Genomic DNA, 18,221 nt, shown 5'->3' with positions numbered 1-18,221 from the left:
GTTTTGCTAGGAAAACGATAAAAGGAGTATATACGATATGAAAACCATCCTGGACATTGTGCGGGGCATCGTGATCGGCATTGCCAACGTGATCCCCGGCGTATCCGGCGGCACGATGGCGGTCTCCATGGGCATCTACGACAAGCTCATCGGCGCCATCAACGGCCTGACCAAAAACTTCATGCGCAGTGTGCGCATCCTGGCCCCGCTGCTGGTGGGTATGGCCATCGGCGTGGTGGGCTTCAGCTACCTGGTTGAGTATCTGCTGGCCCAGCACACCCTGGCCACCTGCCTGACCTTTGTGGGCCTGATCCTGGGCGGCCTGCCGGTGCTGTGGCCCTCTTTGAAAAAGAGCATCGCCAAAAAGCCCGGCGGCAAGGCCGGTGCGCCGGAGGTGCTGGCATTCCTGGTTCTGCTGGCGGTGGGCGTGGGCATGCCCCTGCTGCAGGGCGGCGGCGACGGTGTGCAGACCCTGACCCCCGGTGTGGGCATGGCTGTGCTGCTGCTGATCCTGGGCGTGATTGCCAGCGTCACCATGGTGATCCCGGGCGTGTCCGGCAGCATGGTGCTGATGATCCTGGGCTACTACTACGGCGTGATCAACGCGGTCACCGGCACCATCTCCGCCCTGAAAGCGCTGGACTTTGCCGGCGTGTTCAACGGCCTGCTGCTGCTGGTGCCTTTCGGCATCGGCGTGCTGCTGGGCATTCTGCTGATCGCCAAGCTGATCGACTGGCTGTTTGACCGGTTCCCCAGCCAGACCTACTCCGCCATCATCGGCCTGGTGGTCTCCTCGCCCTTTGCCATCCTGTATGCCTCCGGCGCGCTGGCCGGCGGCCTCAACTGGATCGAGCTGGTGGTGGGCATCGTGCTGGGCGCCGCGGGCGCCTGGGTCACCCTGCTCATGGGCGAAAAGGAATAAAAATCGCGGTTTCGGCCCGCTGCTCCCCCGGGAGCAGCGGGCTTTTTGCGTTTGTGACAAAACTGTTCGCTGCCCGTAAGGTTGTTCGATGGCGGGCGGGCCCTGCCGGTGGTAGGATGATCCCAGAGGGAGGGGATCCGAATGGAACAAAGCAAACAGACATCCCGCACCGGCCTGCGCTGGGCGGGCCGGGCGCTGCTGCGGGTGCTGGCCGGGCTGCTGGTGCTGGCGATTCTGGCCGGGGCGGTGGTCACGGGGCTGCTGCTGCGGGCGGGCCATGAGATGTACCGGCAGGCCATGGCCGCCGATCCGCCCGAAACGGCGATTGCCCGGGTGCGGGAGCGGGAGGATTTTTTGCCGCTGGACCAGGTGCCCACCGCCTTCCGGCAGATGCTGCTCACCTCGGAGGATCACCGCTTCTACACCCACGGCGGGGTGGACCCGCTGGCCATCCTGCGGGCGGCGGCGGAAAACCTGCGACAGGGCCGCCTGGCCCAGGGCGGCAGCACCATCACCCAGCAGCTGGCCAAGAATCTGTGGTTCAGCTTTGAAAAGCGGTTCGAGCGCAAGGTAGCGGAGGTGTTTGCCGCCTGGCGGCTGGAGCGGATGCTTACCAAGGACGAGATATTGGAACTGTACATCAACGTGGTCTGGTTCGGGGAGGGCTGCACCGGCCTGCGGGCGGCGGCCCGGCACTATTATGACTGTGAGCCGATGGCCTTGTCTCCCAGCCAGTGCCAGGCCCTGGTGGATACCCTGAAAAGCCCCGCTACCCGCAACCCCAACGCCCTGGCACAGGCGGAATAATACAAAGAAAACCGGCGCGTGCCCCGCGGTCCGCGCCGGTTTGTTTGTTATTTCGCTGCCGGGGGCCGCAGGCTGAACAGGCTGCCCTCCGGCCCGGTGCTCTCCAGCTGCACCGGGGCCTCCAGAAGTTCGCTCAGCTGGCGGGCAATGGCCAGCCCCAGCCCCTCGCCCGGGCTGGCGGCGCGGTTTACACCCCGGTAGAACCGGTCGAATACCCGGCCCTGTTCCTCCGGCGGGATGCCGATGCCCTGGTCCCACACCAGCACCACCGGGCCCTCCGGGCGGTATTCCAGCCGCATCCCGGCCCGGCCGCCCGGCTTTGTGTACTTGATGCCGTTTTCCCCCAGGATCATCACCAGCTGGCGCATCCGGTCGTAGTGGGTCAGCACCCGGTCCCGGGCCGGATCGCATTCCGGCAGTTCCAGGGCAAACTCCACCCCCTGTTTGCGGGCCAGCTGGGCCAGCGAACGGCCCGCGTCCCGCAGAATCTCGCTCAGGCTGCATACCTGCCGTTCCACCGTATAGCCGGGGGCCTGCATCCGGGCCAGGGTCAAAAGATCCTGCACCACCGTCTGCAGCTGTTCCAGCTCGGTCAGCATCCCCTCCGCCTGGACGGGCACCTCCTCCGGGTCCACCATGCCGTCCCGCATCAGCTCCGCCCGGGCCCGCAGCACCGCCAGCGGGGTTTTCAGCTCGTGGCTGATATCCGCAAAAAACTGCCGCCGGGTCTCGTCCTCCTGCTGGCGGCGGTCCCGGGCCTGTTCCAGCTGGCGGGCGGTCTGCTCCATGGCGTCCCGCAGCTCGCCCAGTTCGTCCTGCCCGGGCAGGGCGGGGGGCGGATCATACCGGTCGCCCCGCCAGGCGGCCAGCGCCTGCTTCATCGCGCCCAGGGGCTGGATCAGCCGCCGGGTCAGCTGCCGGCTCAGCCAGACCGCCATCCGCACGGCGGCCAGGGTGCTCAGGGTCAGCATGGCCAGCACCGGCAGCAGCTCCCGGGCCAGGGCGCCCAGCGGCAGGGCCGCCAGCACCAGGGCGCTGCCGCCCGCCGGGTCCTCCACCCGCGCGCCGGCTGTTGCCATCCAGCCGTGTTCCGGATCCAGCCTCAGCTGGATGCCCTTGGCGGCCTGTTCCGGCGAAAAGGGGTCGGGCAGCGGCCCCTCGGTCATCTGGCCCGCCGCCTCGTCGTACCACACCGCCCGGCCATCCTCCAGCAGGATGACCAGATCCACCCCGTTCTGCTCCAGCGTCTGCAGAAACCGCAGTTCGGTGGGCAGCCCTTCGGCGGGCGGGGCGGCCAGCAGCAGCTCCCCGTCGCTCAGCTTGCGCTCCAGCCGGGCGGTGGCGGTGTCCAGCGGGTTCAGCAGCTGCTGCCGCACCCCCTGCACCAGATGCACCACCCCAAAGGTCAGGAACAGGGCCAGGCTCAGGGCTCCCATCCGCAGGCCGGCCTGGAACGCAATCTGCCGGGCCAGGCCCTTGTCACGCTTTTTCAAACTGATACCCCACTCCCCATACGGTGCGGATCTCAAAATCCCGGCCGGGAACGTCCGCCAGCACGCTGCGCATCCGCTTGATCTGGCTGTCCACCGCCCGTACGTCCCCCAGATAGTCCGGGCCCCACAGCATCTCCAGCAGCATTTCCCGGGTGAATACCTGCCGGGGCCGCCGGGCCAGTGTCCACAGGATCTCGGCGGCCCGGCGGGTCAGCGCCACCGGCTGCCCCGCCACCTGCACCGTAAAGGTCTGCAGGTCGATGGCCAGCGCCCCGGTGCGGAACACCTCCGGCTGCCGGGCGGGGGGGACCCGCCGCAGCACCGCCCGCACCCGGGCCATCACCTCGCTGGGGGAAAAGGGCTTTACCACATAGTCGTCTGCCCCGATGTCCAGCCCCAGGATCCGGTCCTCGTCCTCGCTGCGGGCGGTGATCATGATCATCGGGGTCAGGCTTTGCTGGCGGATGGCCCGGCAGACCGCAAACCCGTCCGGCCCGGGCAGCATTACGTCCAGCAGCACCAGGTCCGGCTCCCGGGCGGCAAAGGCCGCCAGCGCCTCGTCGCCGGTGCGGGCCAGCACGGTTTCGTGGCCCTGGGCCCGGGCATACCGGTCCAGCACCTGCAGGATCTGTTCGTTGTCGTCCACCAACAGCAGTGTTGCCATCGGGATCCCTCCGTGTTGCCAAATTTCTTTCTTCATTATAACAACGGTTTATTTTTCTGACAAGGTTCTGACAAAATCGCCCTGTAGAATAAAAAACAACCCTGGGGGAATCCCCCGTAACCGGCAAAAAAAGAGAGGAGAACAGGAATCTATGAAACGATGGATCGCATGGCTGCTCTGCGCGGCGATGGTCCTGAGCCTGGCCGCCTGCGGCCAGACCCAGTCCGGCGGCGAGAGCGCAACCCTGACCGGCAAGGCCAACGGTTTCGGCGGCGTGATCACCGCCACCGTCACCACCGAGGGCGGCAAGATCACCGCCGTCAGCTTTGACGGCCCCAACGAGACCCCCGATCTGGGCGGCAAGGCGCTGGAGACCCTGGCCGCTGCCATGACCGAGGCGGGCAGCGTGGAGGTTGACCTGGTGGCGGGGGCCACCGTCACCAGCAACGCCGCCGTGGCCGCGGTGAACAATGCGCTGGATCCGGAGGCCTATCCCTATGAGGAGCCCGCGGAGAAGGACGACTCCAAGACCCTGGAGGGCGCTGACCTGTACCACGGTCTGGGCATCGTGAGCACCGGCCGTCAGGGCCCCGGCTCCGACGATCAGGAAGTGCCGGTCTACAGCTTCAACACCGTGGCGGTGCAGGCGCTGTTTGACGGCGAGGGCAAGATCGTGGCGCTGAACGTGGACCAGGTGGAGGTTGCCACCCCCAACTACGACGGCGACGGCATGCCCCATTTCACCGGCTATCCCGGCAAGGGCGGCTACAACTACGACGAGAACCACGACGCGGTGGTGGACAGCGTGCTGGAGCCCACCGACGAGAGCTTCCTGGAGGAGATCGCCTCCTGGCAGACCAAGCGGGAACGCGGCGACGGCTACCAGCTGGGCAGCGGCACCTGGACCGACGAGATGAACGCCTTTGAGCAGTTCTTTGTGGGCATGACCGTGGACGAGGTGGAGGCCTGGTTTGCCGCCAACTGCTCCGATTCCAACGGCCGCCCGCTGAAGATCACCGACAAGTCCAGCGAGGAGGACAAGGCCAAGTTCGACGCCCTGAGCGAGGACGAGCAGGCCGCTCTGGCCGACCTGACCGCCAGCGCCACCATGAGCCTGCGGGACGGCCACGGCGATATCCTGTCCGCCATCCGCGCCGCCTACGATGCCCGCAAGGGGATTGATGTGGCCGCCGACCAGATCGCCGGCATGGGCCTGGGCGTGGTGAGCAACGGCCGCCAGGGCCCCGGCTCCGACGACCAGGAAGTGCCGGTCTACAGCTTCAACACCGTGTTTGCGGCCACCCTGCTGGATGCGGACGGCAAGCTGCTGGACGTGTATGTGGATCAGGTGGAGGTTGCCACCCCCAACTACGACGGCGACGGCATGCCCCACTTCTCCGGCTGGCCCGGCCAGGACGCCTACAACTACGACGAGAACCATGACGCCGTGGTGGACGGCACCATCGAGCCCACCGACGAGAGCTTCCTGGAAGAGGTTGCCTCCTGGCAGACCAAGCGCCAGCGCGGCGACGGCTACCAGCTGGGCAGCGGCACCTGGACCGAGGAGATGGACGCCTTTGAGGCTTTCTTCGCCGGTAAGACCATCGACGAGATCGAAGACTGGTTTGCGGCCAGCTGCTCCGACGGCAACGGCCGCCCGCTGAAGATCACCGACAAGTCCAGCGAGGAGGACAAGGCCAAGTTTGACGCCCTGACCGAGGACGAGCAGACCGTGCTGGCCGACCTGACCGCCGGCGCCACCATGAGCCTGCGGGACGCCCACGGCGATATCCTCACCGCCCTGACCAAGAGCTGCGAGAACGCCCGGGCCACCGCCTGATCTGTATAAAATACAGAAAATATCCTTTACGTATAACGATACCCCGGGCCGCGGCCCGGGGTATCGTTCTGCCGGGGCAAGGCGTCAGAACTGGCGCAGCATCCGGTCCATCTGCATCACGGCCTTTTCGGCGCCCTTGGCAACCTTGCGGGCCATGCGTTTGGCGGGTTTGCGTTTGCTGCGGACCATGGCGGCACCCGCCGCGCCTACGGCGGCCACCGCCGCGATCCCCAGCATGGCCGGGGCGGCGGCGCTCATCATGGCAGACGTGTTTTTATCCATTGCTTGTATCCTCCTTTGCGGTTCCGCTCTGGGGCGGTACACAGCTAGTGTGCCCCGGCAAAGCCGGTTCATACCCGGGATGCCAAAGCTGTCGTTTACCCGGCGATTCCTGCACAGGCGGCAGAAACTGCTGTTTTTTGTTTTGCCGGTGTGCTATAATAAGGGCCAAAGGCCCGCCGGCGCGCAGGGAATCTCTGCGCGCCGGCGGGCTGTAAAGGAAGAAAAGCGGAACAAGCCCCGGTGTTGTGTGGACCGGTTCGGGCTGTGGGAATGCCGCTTTGCGGAAAAGAGGGAGAACTGTGAAAACGATCGCGCCACCTGTTGTTTTGTGCGTACATGATCTGGCCTGCCTGGGCCGGGCGGGGATGGGGGCCGTGGCGCCGGTTCTGGCTACCATGGGCTTTCAGCCGGTACCGGTGCCCACGGCGGTGTTATCCAGCCATACCGGCGGTCTGGGCGAACCGGCGCGGATGAATGCCGCGGGCTTTGCGGCACAGGCCCTGAACGGGTACAAGGATCTGGGGCTGGAGGTCAGCTGTGTGTTTGCCGGCTACCTGCCGGACGATGCCGCCCGGGCCGCCGCCGCCCGGGCATTTGAGCAGTGGCCCGCGGCCCTCAAGCTGCTGGACCCGGCCATGGCCGACAATGGAAAGTTGTACCAGGGCATGGAAGATGCGGTGGAACCCGTCCGGCAGCTGGCTGCCCGGGCGGATCTGGTGCTGCCAAACCTGACCGAAGCCTGTCTGCTGCTGAACGAGCCGGTGCCGGAAGGCCCCGTCACCCCGGACTGGGCCTGCGCCCTGGCCGACCGCCTGCGGGAAAGCCTGAACACCGGGGTGGTGGTCACCGGGCTGCCCATGGGCAAGAACATCGGGGTCTGCGCCGCCGGGCGCACCGCCTTCCTGGTGCAGAAACCCCGGCTGGCCCGCAGCTTCCCCGGCACCGGCGACCTGTTTGCCGCGGTGCTGGCGGGTTCGCTGATGCGGGGCAACGCCCTGAGCGCCGCCGCCGATATGGCCGCGGAGTTTGTCTGGCAGGCCATCAGCCACACCGGCCCCGCCGCCGATACCCGGCTGGGCGTCTGGTATGAGCCGCTGCTGGGCCGCCTGGCCCCGGTGCGGGAGGGCTGAGCCATGCCGCAGCTGAACATCGTGCTGGTGGAGCCCCAGATTCCCCAGAACACCGGAAACATTGCCCGCACCTGCGCCGCCACCGGCGCCCGCCTGCATCTGGTAGGGCCGATGGGCTTTACGGTGGATGACCGAAAACTTAAGCGGGCGGGGCTTGACTATTGGCACCTGTTGGATATAACATATTACGAGGGGCTGGACGACTTTTTTGCCCGGAATTCCGGCCCGTTCTACTATTTCACCACAAAAGCGAAAAACCGTTATACCGACGTGGTCTACCCCGATGGCGCGTACCTGGTCTTTGGCCGGGAGGACGCCGGTCTGCCGGAATCCCTGCTGGTGAAGAATCCCGCCAGCTGTGTACGGCTGCCCATGCGGGGCGAGGCCCGCAGCCTGAATCTGTCCAATACCGTGGCCGTGGGGGTGTATGAGGCGCTGCGCCAGTGGGATTTCCCCGCGCTGCAGAACGCCGGCCGCCTGCGGGAATACGACTGGGACTGAACTTTTTGGAAGCGAGGTTTTACCGATGAGCAAGATCGCCATCCTCACCGACTCCGCCTGCGACATCCCCGCTGAGCTGGAAGCCCGGTACGGCATCGACATCCTGCCCTTTACCATCACGCTGGACGGCGTGAGCTATACCGAGCGGCAGGACTTTACCATGGAACAGTATTACGACATGCTGCGCAACGCCAAGGGCGTGCCCAGCACCGCCCACATCACCGCCATCCGGTTCTGTGAGCAGTACTGCAAGTATGTGGACGAGGAGTACACCGAGGTGCTGCATGTGACCCTGAACTCCACCGGCAGCGCCACCTACGACGCCGCCCGCATGGCGATGGACATGCTGGAAGAGGAGCGCCCCGGCCACAACCTCAAGATCCACCTGGTGGACAGCCACACCTATTCCATGGTGCAGGGCTGGCCCCTCTGCGAAGCCGCCCGCAAGATCCGCAACGGGGGCGAGGTGCGGATGGCCGTTGCCGAGCTGGAGCACATCTACGCCCGCAGCGAAGCGATCCTGGCGGCTTTCAGCCTGAAGCAGATGAAAAAGAGCGGCCGCATCAGCGCCGCGGCCGCCTTTGCCGGCGAGCTGCTGGGCCTGCGCCCGGTGATCAGCCTGATCGACGGGGTCAGCGTGGTGCAGAATAAGGTGCGCGGCGACGCCGCGGTGCTGCCCGCCATGGTAAAGCTGGCCGCCGCCCGTGCCACCGACATCAAAAACGAGGACTACATGATCGGCTATACCGACGTGGCCTGCGTGGACGACCTGGTGCGCCAGTGCAAAAAGGAGTTCGGCCATCCGCCGGTACAGGTGTTCCACCTGGGCGCCGCTGTCTCCAGCAACACCGGCCCGGACGCCATCGCCATCGTGTATCTGGGCGAGGCCCGGCGCTGAGCCAACCACCCATCCCATACAAAACCGGGGGCCGGAGTATTCCGGCCCCCTTTTTCCAGGAGCCCGGGGGAGACGTTGTCTCCCCCGGTTCGTTTTTTCCTTGCACAGGGCGCAAAAGCGCGGTATAATACCATTCGTGCGGCCTCTCCGGCCGCGCCGGGCAACTTAGGATTTTAGGCCCGCCGCGCATATGGCGCGGACCACCCCCGCGGACCTGGCGGTGCCGCGGCGGGCAAAATCTTTCCGCCGGAGCGTATTGTTATGCAGAAAACCAATCGTACCCGTCGTCTCGTCCGCTGCGCCCTGCTGGCCGCCGTCTACACGGTGCTCTGCCTGGTGCTGGGCTACGCCTCCTTTGGGCCGGTGCAGTTCCGCATCGCCGAATCCCTGGTCATGCTGCCGGTGTTCGGGCCGGAGTACATCGTCTCTTCGGTGCTGGGCTGTTTTTTGGCCAACCTGCTGGGCAGCACCCCCATCGACGTGATCTTTGGCACCGCCGCCACCCTGGTGGCCGCCGCCGGCACCTGGCTGCTGCGGAATGTGCGCATCCGCGGCCTGGTCATCCCGGCCAGCCTGCCTCCGGTGCTGGTCAATGCGGTGATCGTGGGCGCGCTGGAACTGACCTTCTTCGTGCCGGACGCCGCCGCCACCCTGCCCGCCGCCGCCTTCAACGCCCTGACCGTGGGCCTGGGCGAGATCATCTGCTGCAGCGTTCTGGGCGTGGGCCTGGTAAAACTGATCGAAACCAACCCCGCGCTGCGGGAATTCTTCCACTGACCCTTTGCCGAGAAAAGGAGGCCCCCTGTGACCGAGTGTGTGATCTGGGACTGGAACGGTACCCTGCTGGATGATGTGGACCTGTGCGTGGAGGCCCTGAACTGGCTGCTGGCGCAGTTTGGGTATCCCCAGCGGTACGACAGGGCGCAGTATCAGGGGATCTTCGGCTTTCCCATCGAGGACTACTACCGCCGGGCGGGCTTTGATTTTTCCAAAGATTCCTTTGCTGACCTGGCCGAGCGGTATATGCAGTTCTATATCCCTCACAGCATGGCCTGTCCGCTGGCCGCCGATGCCCCCGCGGTGCTGGCCGCCGTGCGGGATGCGGGCTGCCGGCAGGTGATCCTGTCCGCTTCGCCCCTGACCACCCTGCGCCGCCAGGCCGAAAACCTGCAGGTTACCGGCTGGTTTGACCAGCTGCTGGGTCTGTCCGACATCTACGCCCGCAGCAAGGTGCAGCTGGGCCGGGACTGGATGGCCCGCAGCGGCATCGATCCCGCCCGCGCCGTGCTGGTGGGGGATACCCTCCACGACGCGGAGGTAGCCCGGGAGCTGGGCGCGCGCTGCGTGCTCTGCGCCGCCGGGCACCAGCCCCGCGCCACCCTGGAAACCGCCGGCGTGCCGGTTATCGACACCCTGGCCGGTCTGCCGGGATTGTTATAATCTGAAATCCACAGCAGGGGCCGGGTCCAAAAGACCCGGCCCCTGCTGTTGCCGCCTTACAGCACAAAGAAAAACACCGCCGCAAAATGGCAGGCGCTGCCCGCCAGGATGAACAGATGGAACAGCTCATGGAACCCCCACCGGGCGCTCAGGTTGGGCTTTTTCAGCCAGTAGATCACCGCACCCGCCGAGTAGCACACACCGCCCGCGGCCACCAGCGCCAGGCATCCGGCGGGCATGGCGGCAAAGGCGGGCAGGTCCACCATGATCGACCAGCCCAGCGCCAGGTACAGCCCGGTGCAGACCCAGCGGGGCGCGTCCAGCCACAGCAGCTTGAGCAGAATGCCCGCCGCGGCCGCGGCCCAGATGCAGGCCAGAAAGATCTCCCGCTTGCCCGGGGCCAGGTATTTGGCGCACAGGGGGGTATAGCTGCCCGCGATCAGCACATAGATCATGGCATGGTCCAGCTTACGCAGCCGCAGCAGCCGCCGCCCCGCGCAGAGAGCATAGTGATACACGCTGCTGGCGGAATACAGCGCCACCAGCGAGATGCCGAACAGCAGCGCCCCGGCCAGCACCGGCCCCGCCGCGTCCCGGGCCAGGCCCCGGCCCAGCAGCGCCAGAATGCCCACACCGCTCAGCACCGCCCCCCAGAAATGGGTGTAGCTGTTCATCGGTTCCCGTGCGTGTGAAAAATACCGGCTCATCGCCAAGACCTCCCTTTGAAAACGCGTTATATAGTTTTAAATACTATATCATGCGTTCATGATACTGCGGTTATGCGCCGAAGTCAAGAAAACCGGCGAAAATTAACAGTTTTGTCACAGGCCCGATTTGACAGGCTTTGTACATTCGTAGTAATATGATAGGGTCAGCCGTATGCCCTTTGGCAAGGCAAAAAGCCGGGGCGCGGCCAGATTGTAAGAGAATTCAAGAGGGGGAAATTACCATGTCCCTGATCGACAAGATCTTCGGCTCTTTTTCGGATAAAGAGTTAAAAAAGATCCGCCCGCTGGCGGATAAGGTGCTGGCGCTGGAGCCCACCTACCAGGCCATGTCCGACGCCGAGCTGCAGGCCCAGACCCCGGCGCTGCGCCAGCGTCTGGCCGACGGCGCCAGCCTGGATGATCTGCTGCCCGAAGCGTTTGCTGTCTGCCGCGAGGCCAGCTGGCGTGTGCTGGGCATGAAGCACTTCCCGGTGCAGATCATCGGCGGTATCGCCCTGCACCGGGGCTGCATCGCCGAGATGCAGACCGGTGAAGGCAAAACCCTGGTGGCCACCCTGCCCGCCTACCTGAACGCGCTTTCCGGCAAGGGCGTGCATGTGGTTACCGTCAACGATTACCTGGCCCGCCGCGACAGCGAATGGATGGGCAAGGTGTACCGCTTCCTGGGCCTGAGCGTGGGCCTGATCGTGCCCGGCATCGACTTTACCGCCCGGCAGGCTGCCTACGCCGCCGACGTGACCTACGGCACCAACAACGAGTTCGGCTTCGACTACCTGCGGGACAACATGGTCACCTATAAAAAGAACATGGTGCAGCGGGGCCACAACTTCGCCATCGTGGACGAGGTGGACAGCATCCTGATTGACGAGGCCCGTACCCCGCTGATCATCAGCGGCAAGGGGGACGATTCCAGCGACCTGTACCAGCAGGCCGACGCCTTCGCCCGCACCCTGAAGATGGCCAAGGTGGTGGAGCTGGACACCAAGGAACAGCAGGACGACCAGGTGGACGGCGACTACGTGGTGGATGAGAAGCACAAGAGCGCCACCCTCACCGCCTCCGGCGTGAAGAAGGCGGAGGCCTGGTTCCATGTGGACAACCTGGCCGACGCGGAAAACATGACCCTGGCCCACCATATCAACCAGGCCATCAAGGCCCGGGGCGTGATGCAGCGGGATATCGACTACGTGGTGCGGGACGGCGAGGTCATCATCGTGGACGAGTTCACCGGCCGTCTGATGATCGGCCGCCGCTACAACGAGGGCCTGCACCAGGCCATCGAGGCCAAGGAAGGGGTCAAGGTAGCCGCCGAGAGCAAGACCCTGGCCACCATCACCTTCCAGAACTACTTCCGCATGTACGACAAGCTGTCCGGTATGACCGGTACCGCCAGCACCGAGTCCGCAGAGTTCAACGAGATCTACGGGCTCAACATCGTCACCGTGCCCACCAACAAGCCCTGCGCCCGCCAGGATATGCCGGACAGCGTCTACAAGACGGTGAACGGCAAGTACAACGCGGTGATCGAGCAGGTGCTGGAATGCCACGCCAAGGGCCAGCCGGTCCTGGTGGGTACCGTGAGCATTGAAAAGAGCGAGATCCTCAGCAAGATGCTGTCCCGCCGCGGGGTCAAGCACAACGTGCTGAACGCCAAGAACCACGAGCGTGAGGCCGAGATCGTGGCCCAGGCCGGCAAGCAGGGGGCGGTGACCATCGCCACCAACATGGCCGGCCGTGGTACCGATATCATGCTGGGCGGCAACGCGGAGTTCATGGCCAAGGCCCAGCTGCGCAAGGAAGAGGTGCCCGAAGAGGTCATCGCGGAGGCGGACGGCCACGGCGATACCGCCGACGAGGCCATCCTGGCGGCCCGGGCCCGGTTTGCGGAGCTCACCGCCCAGTACCGGCAGGAGACCGACCGGGAAGCCCAGGCGGTCAAGGAGGCCGGCGGCCTGTTCATCATCGGCACCGAGCGGCACGAGAGCCGCCGTATCGACAACCAGCTGCGCGGCCGTGCCGGCCGTCAGGGCGACCCGGGCGCCAGCCGGTTCTTCCTGAGCCTGGAAGACGACCTGATGCGGATCTTCGGCGGCGAGCGGGTGCAGAACCTGATGAACACCCTGGGCCTGGAAGAGGACGTGCCCATCGAGAACAAGATGATCACCAGCACCATCGAGGGCGCGCAGAAAAAGCTGGAAGCCCGCAACTTCGGCATCCGCAAAAACGTGCTGCAGTTTGACGACGTGATGAACCAGCAGCGCGAGATCATCTACGGCCAGCGCCGCAAGGTTCTGGACGGGGAGGACATCAGCGCCCAGCTGCGCACCATGCTCAAAGAGAGCGTCAAGGCCAGTGTGGATACCTTCCTGGCCGGCGATGTGGCCGACGAGTGGGATTTTGCCGCCCTGCGCCGCCATTATCTGGGCTGGCTGTGCACCAAAGAGGACTTCCACTACACCACCGAGCAGCTGAACGATCTGACCCGGGATCAGGTGGCGGAGTTCCTCATCAAGCGGGGCGAAGCCATCCTGGACGCCAAGGAAAAGAAGTACGGCAGTGAGCTGATGCGGGAACTGGAGCGCATCTGCCTGCTGCGCAACGTGGACATCAAGTGGATGGACCACATCGACGCCATGGATCAGCTGCGCCAGGGTATCTACCTGCGCAGCTACGGCCAGCGTGACCCGGTGGTGGAATACCGTCTGGAAGGCTTCGAGATGTTCGACGCCATGATCGAGAGCATCCGGGAGGATGCGGTGCATATGCTGCTGACCATCGAGGTCCGCACCCAGCAGGCCCCCCAGCGTGAGCAGGTGGCCAAGCCCACCGGCGACGCCGCCGTGCCCGCCCGCGGCACCCGGCAGGCCACCGCCGCCACCGGCCCGGTGCGCCGCGCCGTCAAGGTAGGGCGCAACGACCCCTGTCCGTGCGGCAGCGGTCTGAAGTGGAAAAAGTGCACCTGTAAAGAGTACCACCCCGACCTGCAGTAAACGGGCTGCCCGCTCCGGGCGGCATCCGGCCGGGGGCTGCGATGCTCTTTGCCGGGCAAAGCGGCCGTCCCTGCGGGCCGGCCGGCCCCCGGTCCGGAGCCTTCCTGCGCAGGCAACCGCGTTTTTTCAGCGGCGCAGCCGTCGCCTGCGGCTCGGCTTTGCCGGGAAAAACTGCGTGTGGCAGCGGCTTAAAGTGGAAAAAGTGCACCTGTAAAGAGTACCACCCCGACCTGCAGTAAACGACAGAATAAAGCCCCGGTCTCCGGCGCAAATGCGTCCGGAGACCGGGGCTTTTCTGTATCGATTTGCCGGAATTTACTCGGAGGGTTCCAGGGTGGAGTAAAACTCCACCAGCCGGTCCAAAACCTGGTTGGCCTGGGCCAGTTCCTCACCGGTCAGGCCTGCCTGCTCCGCCACCAGGCGGGCATGGCGCAGATCCCGTTCCTGGTGCTGACGGTCAACCTCACGGCCCTTTTCGGTCAGCCGCAGCAGGCATTGCCGGCGGTCTTTCTCCGGCCGGTCCCGGTATACCAGCCCTTTCTGGATCAGCTTGTCCACCATCACCGAGGTGGCCCCCTTGGTGCGGAAGGTCATGCGGGTCAGCTGCGCCTGGCTCAGCCCCTCATTTTCCGCAATCTTTTCCAGGGTGTGGGCTTCGCAGTCGTACAGGGTCACGCCGCAGTAGCTGTGCGGGTCCCGGTGAAAGACCTTCATCAGGGTCTCTACGGTGTACAGTTGGTTGATGAGATGCGCAATTTCCTTCTCGGCGGTCATGGCGGTCTCCTTTCGGCGCACAGCAGTCTGATTTCAGTATACCATACCCGCTCCCGGCGCGCCAGTGGCCCGGATATGGCGTTGTGCACAAGCGGGATGGGCCTTTTGCCGCGATTGTGCCGAAAAGCGTCCCGTGCCCCTTGCGCCCGCCTGTGGCCTGTGCTACCATGAATGCATAAAGGTTTAATACTTAAACTTTTTGAGAGGATGTGAAGCGCATGGTCTATGACTTTGATCAGCCGGTGGAACGCCGGGGTACCTACAGTGCCAAATGGGACGGGGTGCCGATGTTTCCGGCTATGGGGCTGTCCGAGCGGGGGGACGGGGATACCCTGCCGCTGTTCACCGCGGATATGGATTTTCGCTGCCCGGATTCGGTGCGGGAGGAGATTCTCAAGGTAGCGCAGCACAATCTGTACGGTTACACCCTGCTGCACCCGGCTTTGGGCAGCGCCTACTACGACGCGGTGCGGGGATGGTTTGAACGGCGGCATGGCTGGAAGATCCGCCGCAAAATCTATCAGGACGCCAACGTGGTGCTGGAAAGCGGCCGGATGTTTGATCCGGACGGGGGCGACGGCTTTGAGCGGATCTGCCTGTCCACCCGGCGGGCGCTGGTACAGGAGGCGTTCCAGCGGATCGCCCGTCAGTTTGAGGGGTTGTAAACCACCCCGCCTTTGATACCGGAAAGGGGGAATCCCGGATGAACGATGTAACACAGCTTACCGGCAGCCCGGTGATGTGGCTGTTCAGCGGCCTGAATGTGGCGGCCGCGATCTTTCAGTCGGCGGTGCTCTACCGCATGGCAAAACGCTATGTGCGCCGCACCGGCGTACTGACCGAAGAGGAGATGCGGGTCTGCATGAAAGCGGGCGGCACAGTAGCCATCGGTCCGGCCATCTCGGTGTTTGTGGTGGCCCTGTCCATGATCTCGATGCTGGGCGCGCCCTTTACCCTGATGCGGGTGGGCATGATCGGCTCGGCCAGTACCGAGCTTACCGCTGCCAGCATCGGCGCCGAAGCCGCCGGGGTTTCTCTGGGCATGGATACTCTTACCGGCCAGGCCTTTACCGCCGCGCTCTGGTGCTGTGCGGTGATGAGCGCCGGCTACCTGATCTTTGTGCCGCTGGTCACCCGGGGGGTGGGCAAGGCCCTGAACCGGGTGGTCATCCCGCAGGAGGGCAAAAAACAGTCTTGGCTGGCCTGGGGGCTCAGCGCGCTGCTGCCGCTGATCATCTTTCTGGCTTTGAGCTGGGGGCAGGCCTCCAAGAGCGCGGCCCACGCGGTGTCGCTGCTGGCGGCGGCTGTAGCCATGCTGGCGCTGAATCTGGCCGCCGGAAAACTGAACCGGAAATGGCTCAAGGAGTGGGCCATGGCCCTGAGCGTGCTCTGCGGTATTCTGGCCGGCGCGCTCACCGGCGCGCTGCTGTAAAGGAAAGGAAGGTGACACAGGATGAACAAGGAACAGACCCCCGTTCTGACTGAACAGGCCCAGGACGAGTTGTATGAAAAGGAATATATCCCCGCCGTGCACCGGTTCGGCACCTTTACCATGCTGCTGGTCCTGGTGCTGAGCTTCCTGCCTGCGCTCTACTTTTCCTTTGTGCAGGGCTTTCATCCCGGCTGGACGGCCATCGGGCAGGCGGCGGCTACCATGGTGGGCATCGAGATCTTTACCTGGATTCTGGAACCCACCCTGTACTTCCCCATGATCGGCATTACCGGCTCTTATATCAGCTTTGTGGCCGGCAACATCACCAACATGCGCATCCCGGCAGCCACCGCCGCCCAGACCGCCGTGGGCGCCCGCATGGGCACCCGACGCAGCGAGTTTGCCGGCGTGGCGGGCATTGTGGCTTCGGTGGTGGTCAACTTTGTGGTGCTGATCGCGGTGGTGCTGTTCGGCAACTTCCTTATTTCGGTGCTGCCCCAGGCGGTGGTGGATGCGCTGGCCTATGCGCTGCCCAGTGTGTACGGTTCGCTGCTGGTGGTCTTTATCGCCCGGCTCAAGAGGTGACGGCTATGGGATACATTGATCTGCACTGTGATACCCTGATGCAGGCCTTTCTGGCCGGACAGAAAAACGCCGTCCGGCTGGAAAAGGCCATGGCCGACCTGGAACGGCTGGAAACGGGCGGCTGTGCGGCCCAGTTCTTTGCCATCTTCATGCCGCCGATGGCCTACCGGGCCCGCTATGGGGATGCCATTCCCGATGATGAAACCTATATCCGCCTGCTGCGGGGAATCCTGCAGAACACCGTGGAGGCCCGTCCCGACCGGCTGGCACCGGCGGCGGGCGCGGCGGATCTGGAACGCTGCCGCCGGGAGGGCAAAATCGCCGCTTTCCTGACGCTGGAAGACGGCCGCCCGGTGGACGGAAAGCTGGAAAACCTGGCCCGCTTCCGGGAGATGGGGGTCCGGCTGATCTCCCTGACCTGGAACGAGCCCAACTGTCTGGGCTGGCCCAACTCCCGGGATGCGGAAACCATGGCACGGGGGCTGACCCCCTTCGGCCGGGACGCGGTGGAGGAGATGCAGCGGCTGGGGATGCTGGTGGATGTGAGCCACCTGTCCGACGGCGGCTTCTGGGAGGTGGCCCGGCTGGCAAAACGGCCGTTCCTGGCCTCGCACTCCAATTGCCGGGCCCTGTGCCCCCACCCCCGCAACCTGACCGACGAGATGCTGCGCACGCTGGGGGAGAAAGGCGGTGTGGCGGGCCTGAACTTCGGCCCGCAATTCCTGAATGCCGACCCGGAAGACCGGCGCAGCACCGCCGCTGCCATCGCACGGCACGCCCGCCACATGGCGGACAAGGGCGGCATCGACTGCGTGGCCCTGGGCACCGATTTCGACGGGATTACCGGCGAATTTGAGATCGGCGGCCCTCAGGACATGGCGCTGCTGGCCGATGCCCTGCACAAGGCGGGATTTTCGGAGGATCAGATCGGGCAGATCTTCTTTGACAACGCCGCCCGGGTTATCCGGGAGGGCATGAACTAAAAAACTCCGGAGAGCGGCTGCTCTCCGGAGTTTTTGCCTGGGAAACCGATCAGCCCTGCGCCTGAGCCAGAGCGTCAGCGGCGGCGGTCTTCACCGCGTCGCTGGTGATGGTGGCGCCCGCCACGCCGTCGATCTCGGCGCTGCCGGCAGTCTTGATGGACTCGGCCAGGGTATCCAGAGCCGCGCCGCCCACCTCGGGGGTCTCGTCAGCGCCCTCGACCTTCACGTCGGTGATGCTGCTGGCGTCCACGGTGATGGTCACGGTGACCTCGCCGCCGTAACCCTGAGCGGTACCGGTGTAGGTGCCGGCAGTGTAAGCAGCCTTGTCGCTGCCGCCGCAGGCGGTCAGCATGCCGGCAGCCAGGGCCAGAACCAGAACCAGAACGGCAATACGAATTGCAGAACGTTTCATTGTAATCATTCTCCTTTTTAATAGGTAGGACGGTACCATTGTTCCCGTCCGATGGCCCCACTATACCACACCTTGCCCGGCCATGCAAGAGGAAATTCTGCACCCGCTGCCCGGGTTTCTGCGGCAAAATCTGCCTTTGGGCAGCTGTCAGGGGCAAACCACTTGACATTTTGTCGAGTAGAGTGTTTTAATATGTAACGTGTACTAAATTATTGCCGCACGGCCCGCAAAAGCGCGCTGCGAGGCCGTTTGCCCGGGCAGGAGGTTCCCGGCCGGACGGGCCCGCCGCGGCGGTTCGGACAGTGCATCCAAACCTGCCGCGCGTGTCCGCGGGCCTGTA

Annotated in this window: 19 protein-coding genes and 1 riboswitch; of the genes, 13 read left to right on the top strand and 6 right to left on the bottom strand. The window is 64.9% G+C overall.

Annotated elements, in window-relative coordinates; translation table 11 throughout:
- Window positions 1–37: 37 nt before the first annotated feature.
- Entirely contained in the window at window positions 38–922 is an 885-nt protein-coding gene (locus B5E65_RS12885; protein ID WP_087172176.1) for a DUF368 domain-containing protein, read from the top strand.
- Window positions 923–1,063: 141 nt separating this feature from the next.
- The gene (locus B5E65_RS12880; RefSeq protein ID WP_087172175.1) at window positions 1,064–1,729 is read left to right on the top strand and encodes a biosynthetic peptidoglycan transglycosylase; all 666 of its coding nucleotides are present in this window, start codon (window positions 1,064–1,066) and stop codon (window positions 1,727–1,729) included.
- Between the two features lie 47 nt (window positions 1,730–1,776).
- Here the strand turns inward: B5E65_RS12880 and B5E65_RS12875 are convergent, their stop codons facing one another.
- Together B5E65_RS12875 and B5E65_RS12870 are read right to left on the bottom strand one after the other, a co-directional pair.
- Entirely contained in the window at window positions 1,777–3,222 is a 1,446-nt protein-coding gene (locus B5E65_RS12875) for a sensor histidine kinase (RefSeq protein WP_087172174.1), read from the bottom strand.
- The gene (locus B5E65_RS12870; RefSeq protein WP_087172173.1) at window positions 3,209–3,886 is read right to left on the bottom strand and encodes a response regulator transcription factor; all 678 of its coding nucleotides are present in this window, start codon (window positions 3,884–3,886) and stop codon (window positions 3,209–3,211) included. Before B5E65_RS12870 ends, B5E65_RS12875 begins: the two co-directional genes overlap by 14 nt.
- 151 nt (window positions 3,887–4,037) lie before the next feature.
- Between B5E65_RS12870 and B5E65_RS12865 the strand changes: the two genes are divergently transcribed.
- Window positions 4,038–5,726, top strand: a complete 1,689-nt coding sequence (locus B5E65_RS12865) for an FMN-binding protein (RefSeq protein ID WP_087172172.1) — start codon at window positions 4,038–4,040, stop codon at window positions 5,724–5,726.
- A gap of 84 nt (window positions 5,727–5,810) precedes the next feature.
- Here the strand turns inward: B5E65_RS12865 and B5E65_RS12860 are convergent, their stop codons facing one another.
- Window positions 5,811–6,008 carry a hypothetical protein gene (locus B5E65_RS12860; protein WP_087172171.1) on the bottom strand — a complete coding sequence of 66 codons (198 nt, stop codon included), beginning with the start codon at window positions 6,006–6,008 and terminating at the stop codon, window positions 5,811–5,813.
- Window positions 6,009–6,307: 299 nt separating this feature from the next.
- Between B5E65_RS12860 and B5E65_RS12855 the strand changes: the two genes are divergently transcribed.
- The 5 genes from B5E65_RS12855 (at window position 6,308) to B5E65_RS12835 (ending at window position 9,977) form a co-directional block, all read left to right on the top strand.
- Window positions 6,308–7,138 carry a PfkB family carbohydrate kinase gene (locus tag B5E65_RS12855; RefSeq protein WP_242957554.1) on the top strand — a complete coding sequence of 277 codons (831 nt, stop codon included), beginning with the start codon at window positions 6,308–6,310 and terminating at the stop codon, window positions 7,136–7,138.
- Between the two features lie 3 nt (window positions 7,139–7,141).
- The gene (locus tag B5E65_RS12850; protein WP_087172170.1) at window positions 7,142–7,639 is read left to right on the top strand and encodes a tRNA (cytidine(34)-2'-O)-methyltransferase; all 498 of its coding nucleotides are present in this window, start codon (window positions 7,142–7,144) and stop codon (window positions 7,637–7,639) included.
- Window positions 7,640–7,664: 25 nt separating this feature from the next.
- Entirely contained in the window at window positions 7,665–8,537 is an 873-nt protein-coding gene (locus tag B5E65_RS12845) for a DegV family protein (protein ID WP_087172169.1), read from the top strand.
- Between the two features lie 158 nt (window positions 8,538–8,695).
- Window positions 8,696–8,789, top strand: a riboswitch (PreQ1-III riboswitch).
- Window positions 8,790–8,798: 9 nt separating this feature from the next.
- A complete protein-coding gene (locus B5E65_RS12840) occupies window positions 8,799–9,314 on the top strand; it encodes a QueT transporter family protein (protein WP_087172168.1) in 516 nt (171 codons plus the stop codon).
- 27 nt (window positions 9,315–9,341) lie between these two features.
- Window positions 9,342–9,977, top strand: a complete 636-nt coding sequence (locus tag B5E65_RS12835; protein ID WP_087172167.1) for an HAD family hydrolase — start codon at window positions 9,342–9,344, stop codon at window positions 9,975–9,977.
- Between the two features lie 56 nt (window positions 9,978–10,033).
- Here the strand turns inward: B5E65_RS12835 and trhA are convergent, their stop codons facing one another.
- Complete coding sequence (trhA, locus tag B5E65_RS12830) at window positions 10,034–10,684, bottom strand: PAQR family membrane homeostasis protein TrhA (RefSeq protein ID WP_087172166.1); 651 nt, start codon at window positions 10,682–10,684, stop codon at window positions 10,034–10,036.
- Window positions 10,685–10,926: 242 nt separating this feature from the next.
- Here trhA and secA point away from each other — a divergent pair, with 242 nt between their 5' ends.
- On the top strand, window positions 10,927–13,695 hold the full coding sequence (secA, locus tag B5E65_RS12825; protein ID WP_087172165.1) for a preprotein translocase subunit SecA: 2,769 nt from the start codon (window positions 10,927–10,929) through the stop codon (window positions 13,693–13,695).
- 315 nt (window positions 13,696–14,010) lie between these two features.
- Here secA and B5E65_RS12820 read toward each other — a convergent pair whose 3' ends face one another.
- Window positions 14,011–14,469, bottom strand: coding sequence for a MarR family winged helix-turn-helix transcriptional regulator (locus tag B5E65_RS12820; RefSeq protein WP_087172164.1), 459 nt, complete (start codon window positions 14,467–14,469; stop codon window positions 14,011–14,013).
- Between the two features lie 218 nt (window positions 14,470–14,687).
- Here B5E65_RS12820 and B5E65_RS12815 point away from each other — a divergent pair, with 218 nt between their 5' ends.
- The 4 genes from B5E65_RS12815 to B5E65_RS12800 are packed head-to-tail and all read left to right on the top strand — an operon-like array spanning window position 14,688 to window position 17,469.
- Window positions 14,688–15,134, top strand: coding sequence for a hypothetical protein (locus B5E65_RS12815; RefSeq protein ID WP_087172163.1), 447 nt, complete (start codon window positions 14,688–14,690; stop codon window positions 15,132–15,134).
- A gap of 38 nt (window positions 15,135–15,172) precedes the next feature.
- Entirely contained in the window at window positions 15,173–15,901 is a 729-nt protein-coding gene (locus B5E65_RS12810; protein WP_087172162.1) for a DUF5058 family protein, read from the top strand.
- A gap of 21 nt (window positions 15,902–15,922) precedes the next feature.
- Window positions 15,923–16,486, top strand: coding sequence for a hypothetical protein (locus B5E65_RS12805; RefSeq protein WP_087172161.1), 564 nt, complete (start codon window positions 15,923–15,925; stop codon window positions 16,484–16,486).
- A gap of 5 nt (window positions 16,487–16,491) precedes the next feature.
- Window positions 16,492–17,469, top strand: coding sequence for a dipeptidase (locus B5E65_RS12800; RefSeq protein WP_087172160.1), 978 nt, complete (start codon window positions 16,492–16,494; stop codon window positions 17,467–17,469).
- Window positions 17,470–17,518: 49 nt separating this feature from the next.
- Here B5E65_RS12800 and B5E65_RS12795 read toward each other — a convergent pair whose 3' ends face one another.
- On the bottom strand, window positions 17,519–17,881 hold the full coding sequence (locus B5E65_RS12795) for an FMN-binding protein (RefSeq protein WP_242957553.1): 363 nt from the start codon (window positions 17,879–17,881) through the stop codon (window positions 17,519–17,521).
- Window positions 17,882–18,221: the final 340 nt, after the last annotated feature.

Source organism: Gemmiger sp. An120 (assembly GCF_002160955.1).
Classification (GTDB): domain Bacteria; phylum Bacillota; class Clostridia; order Oscillospirales; family Ruminococcaceae; genus Gemmiger_A; species Gemmiger_A avium.
Note: the sequence above shows the minus strand (reverse complement) of the source record. Positions and strands in the feature narration are given on the sequence as shown.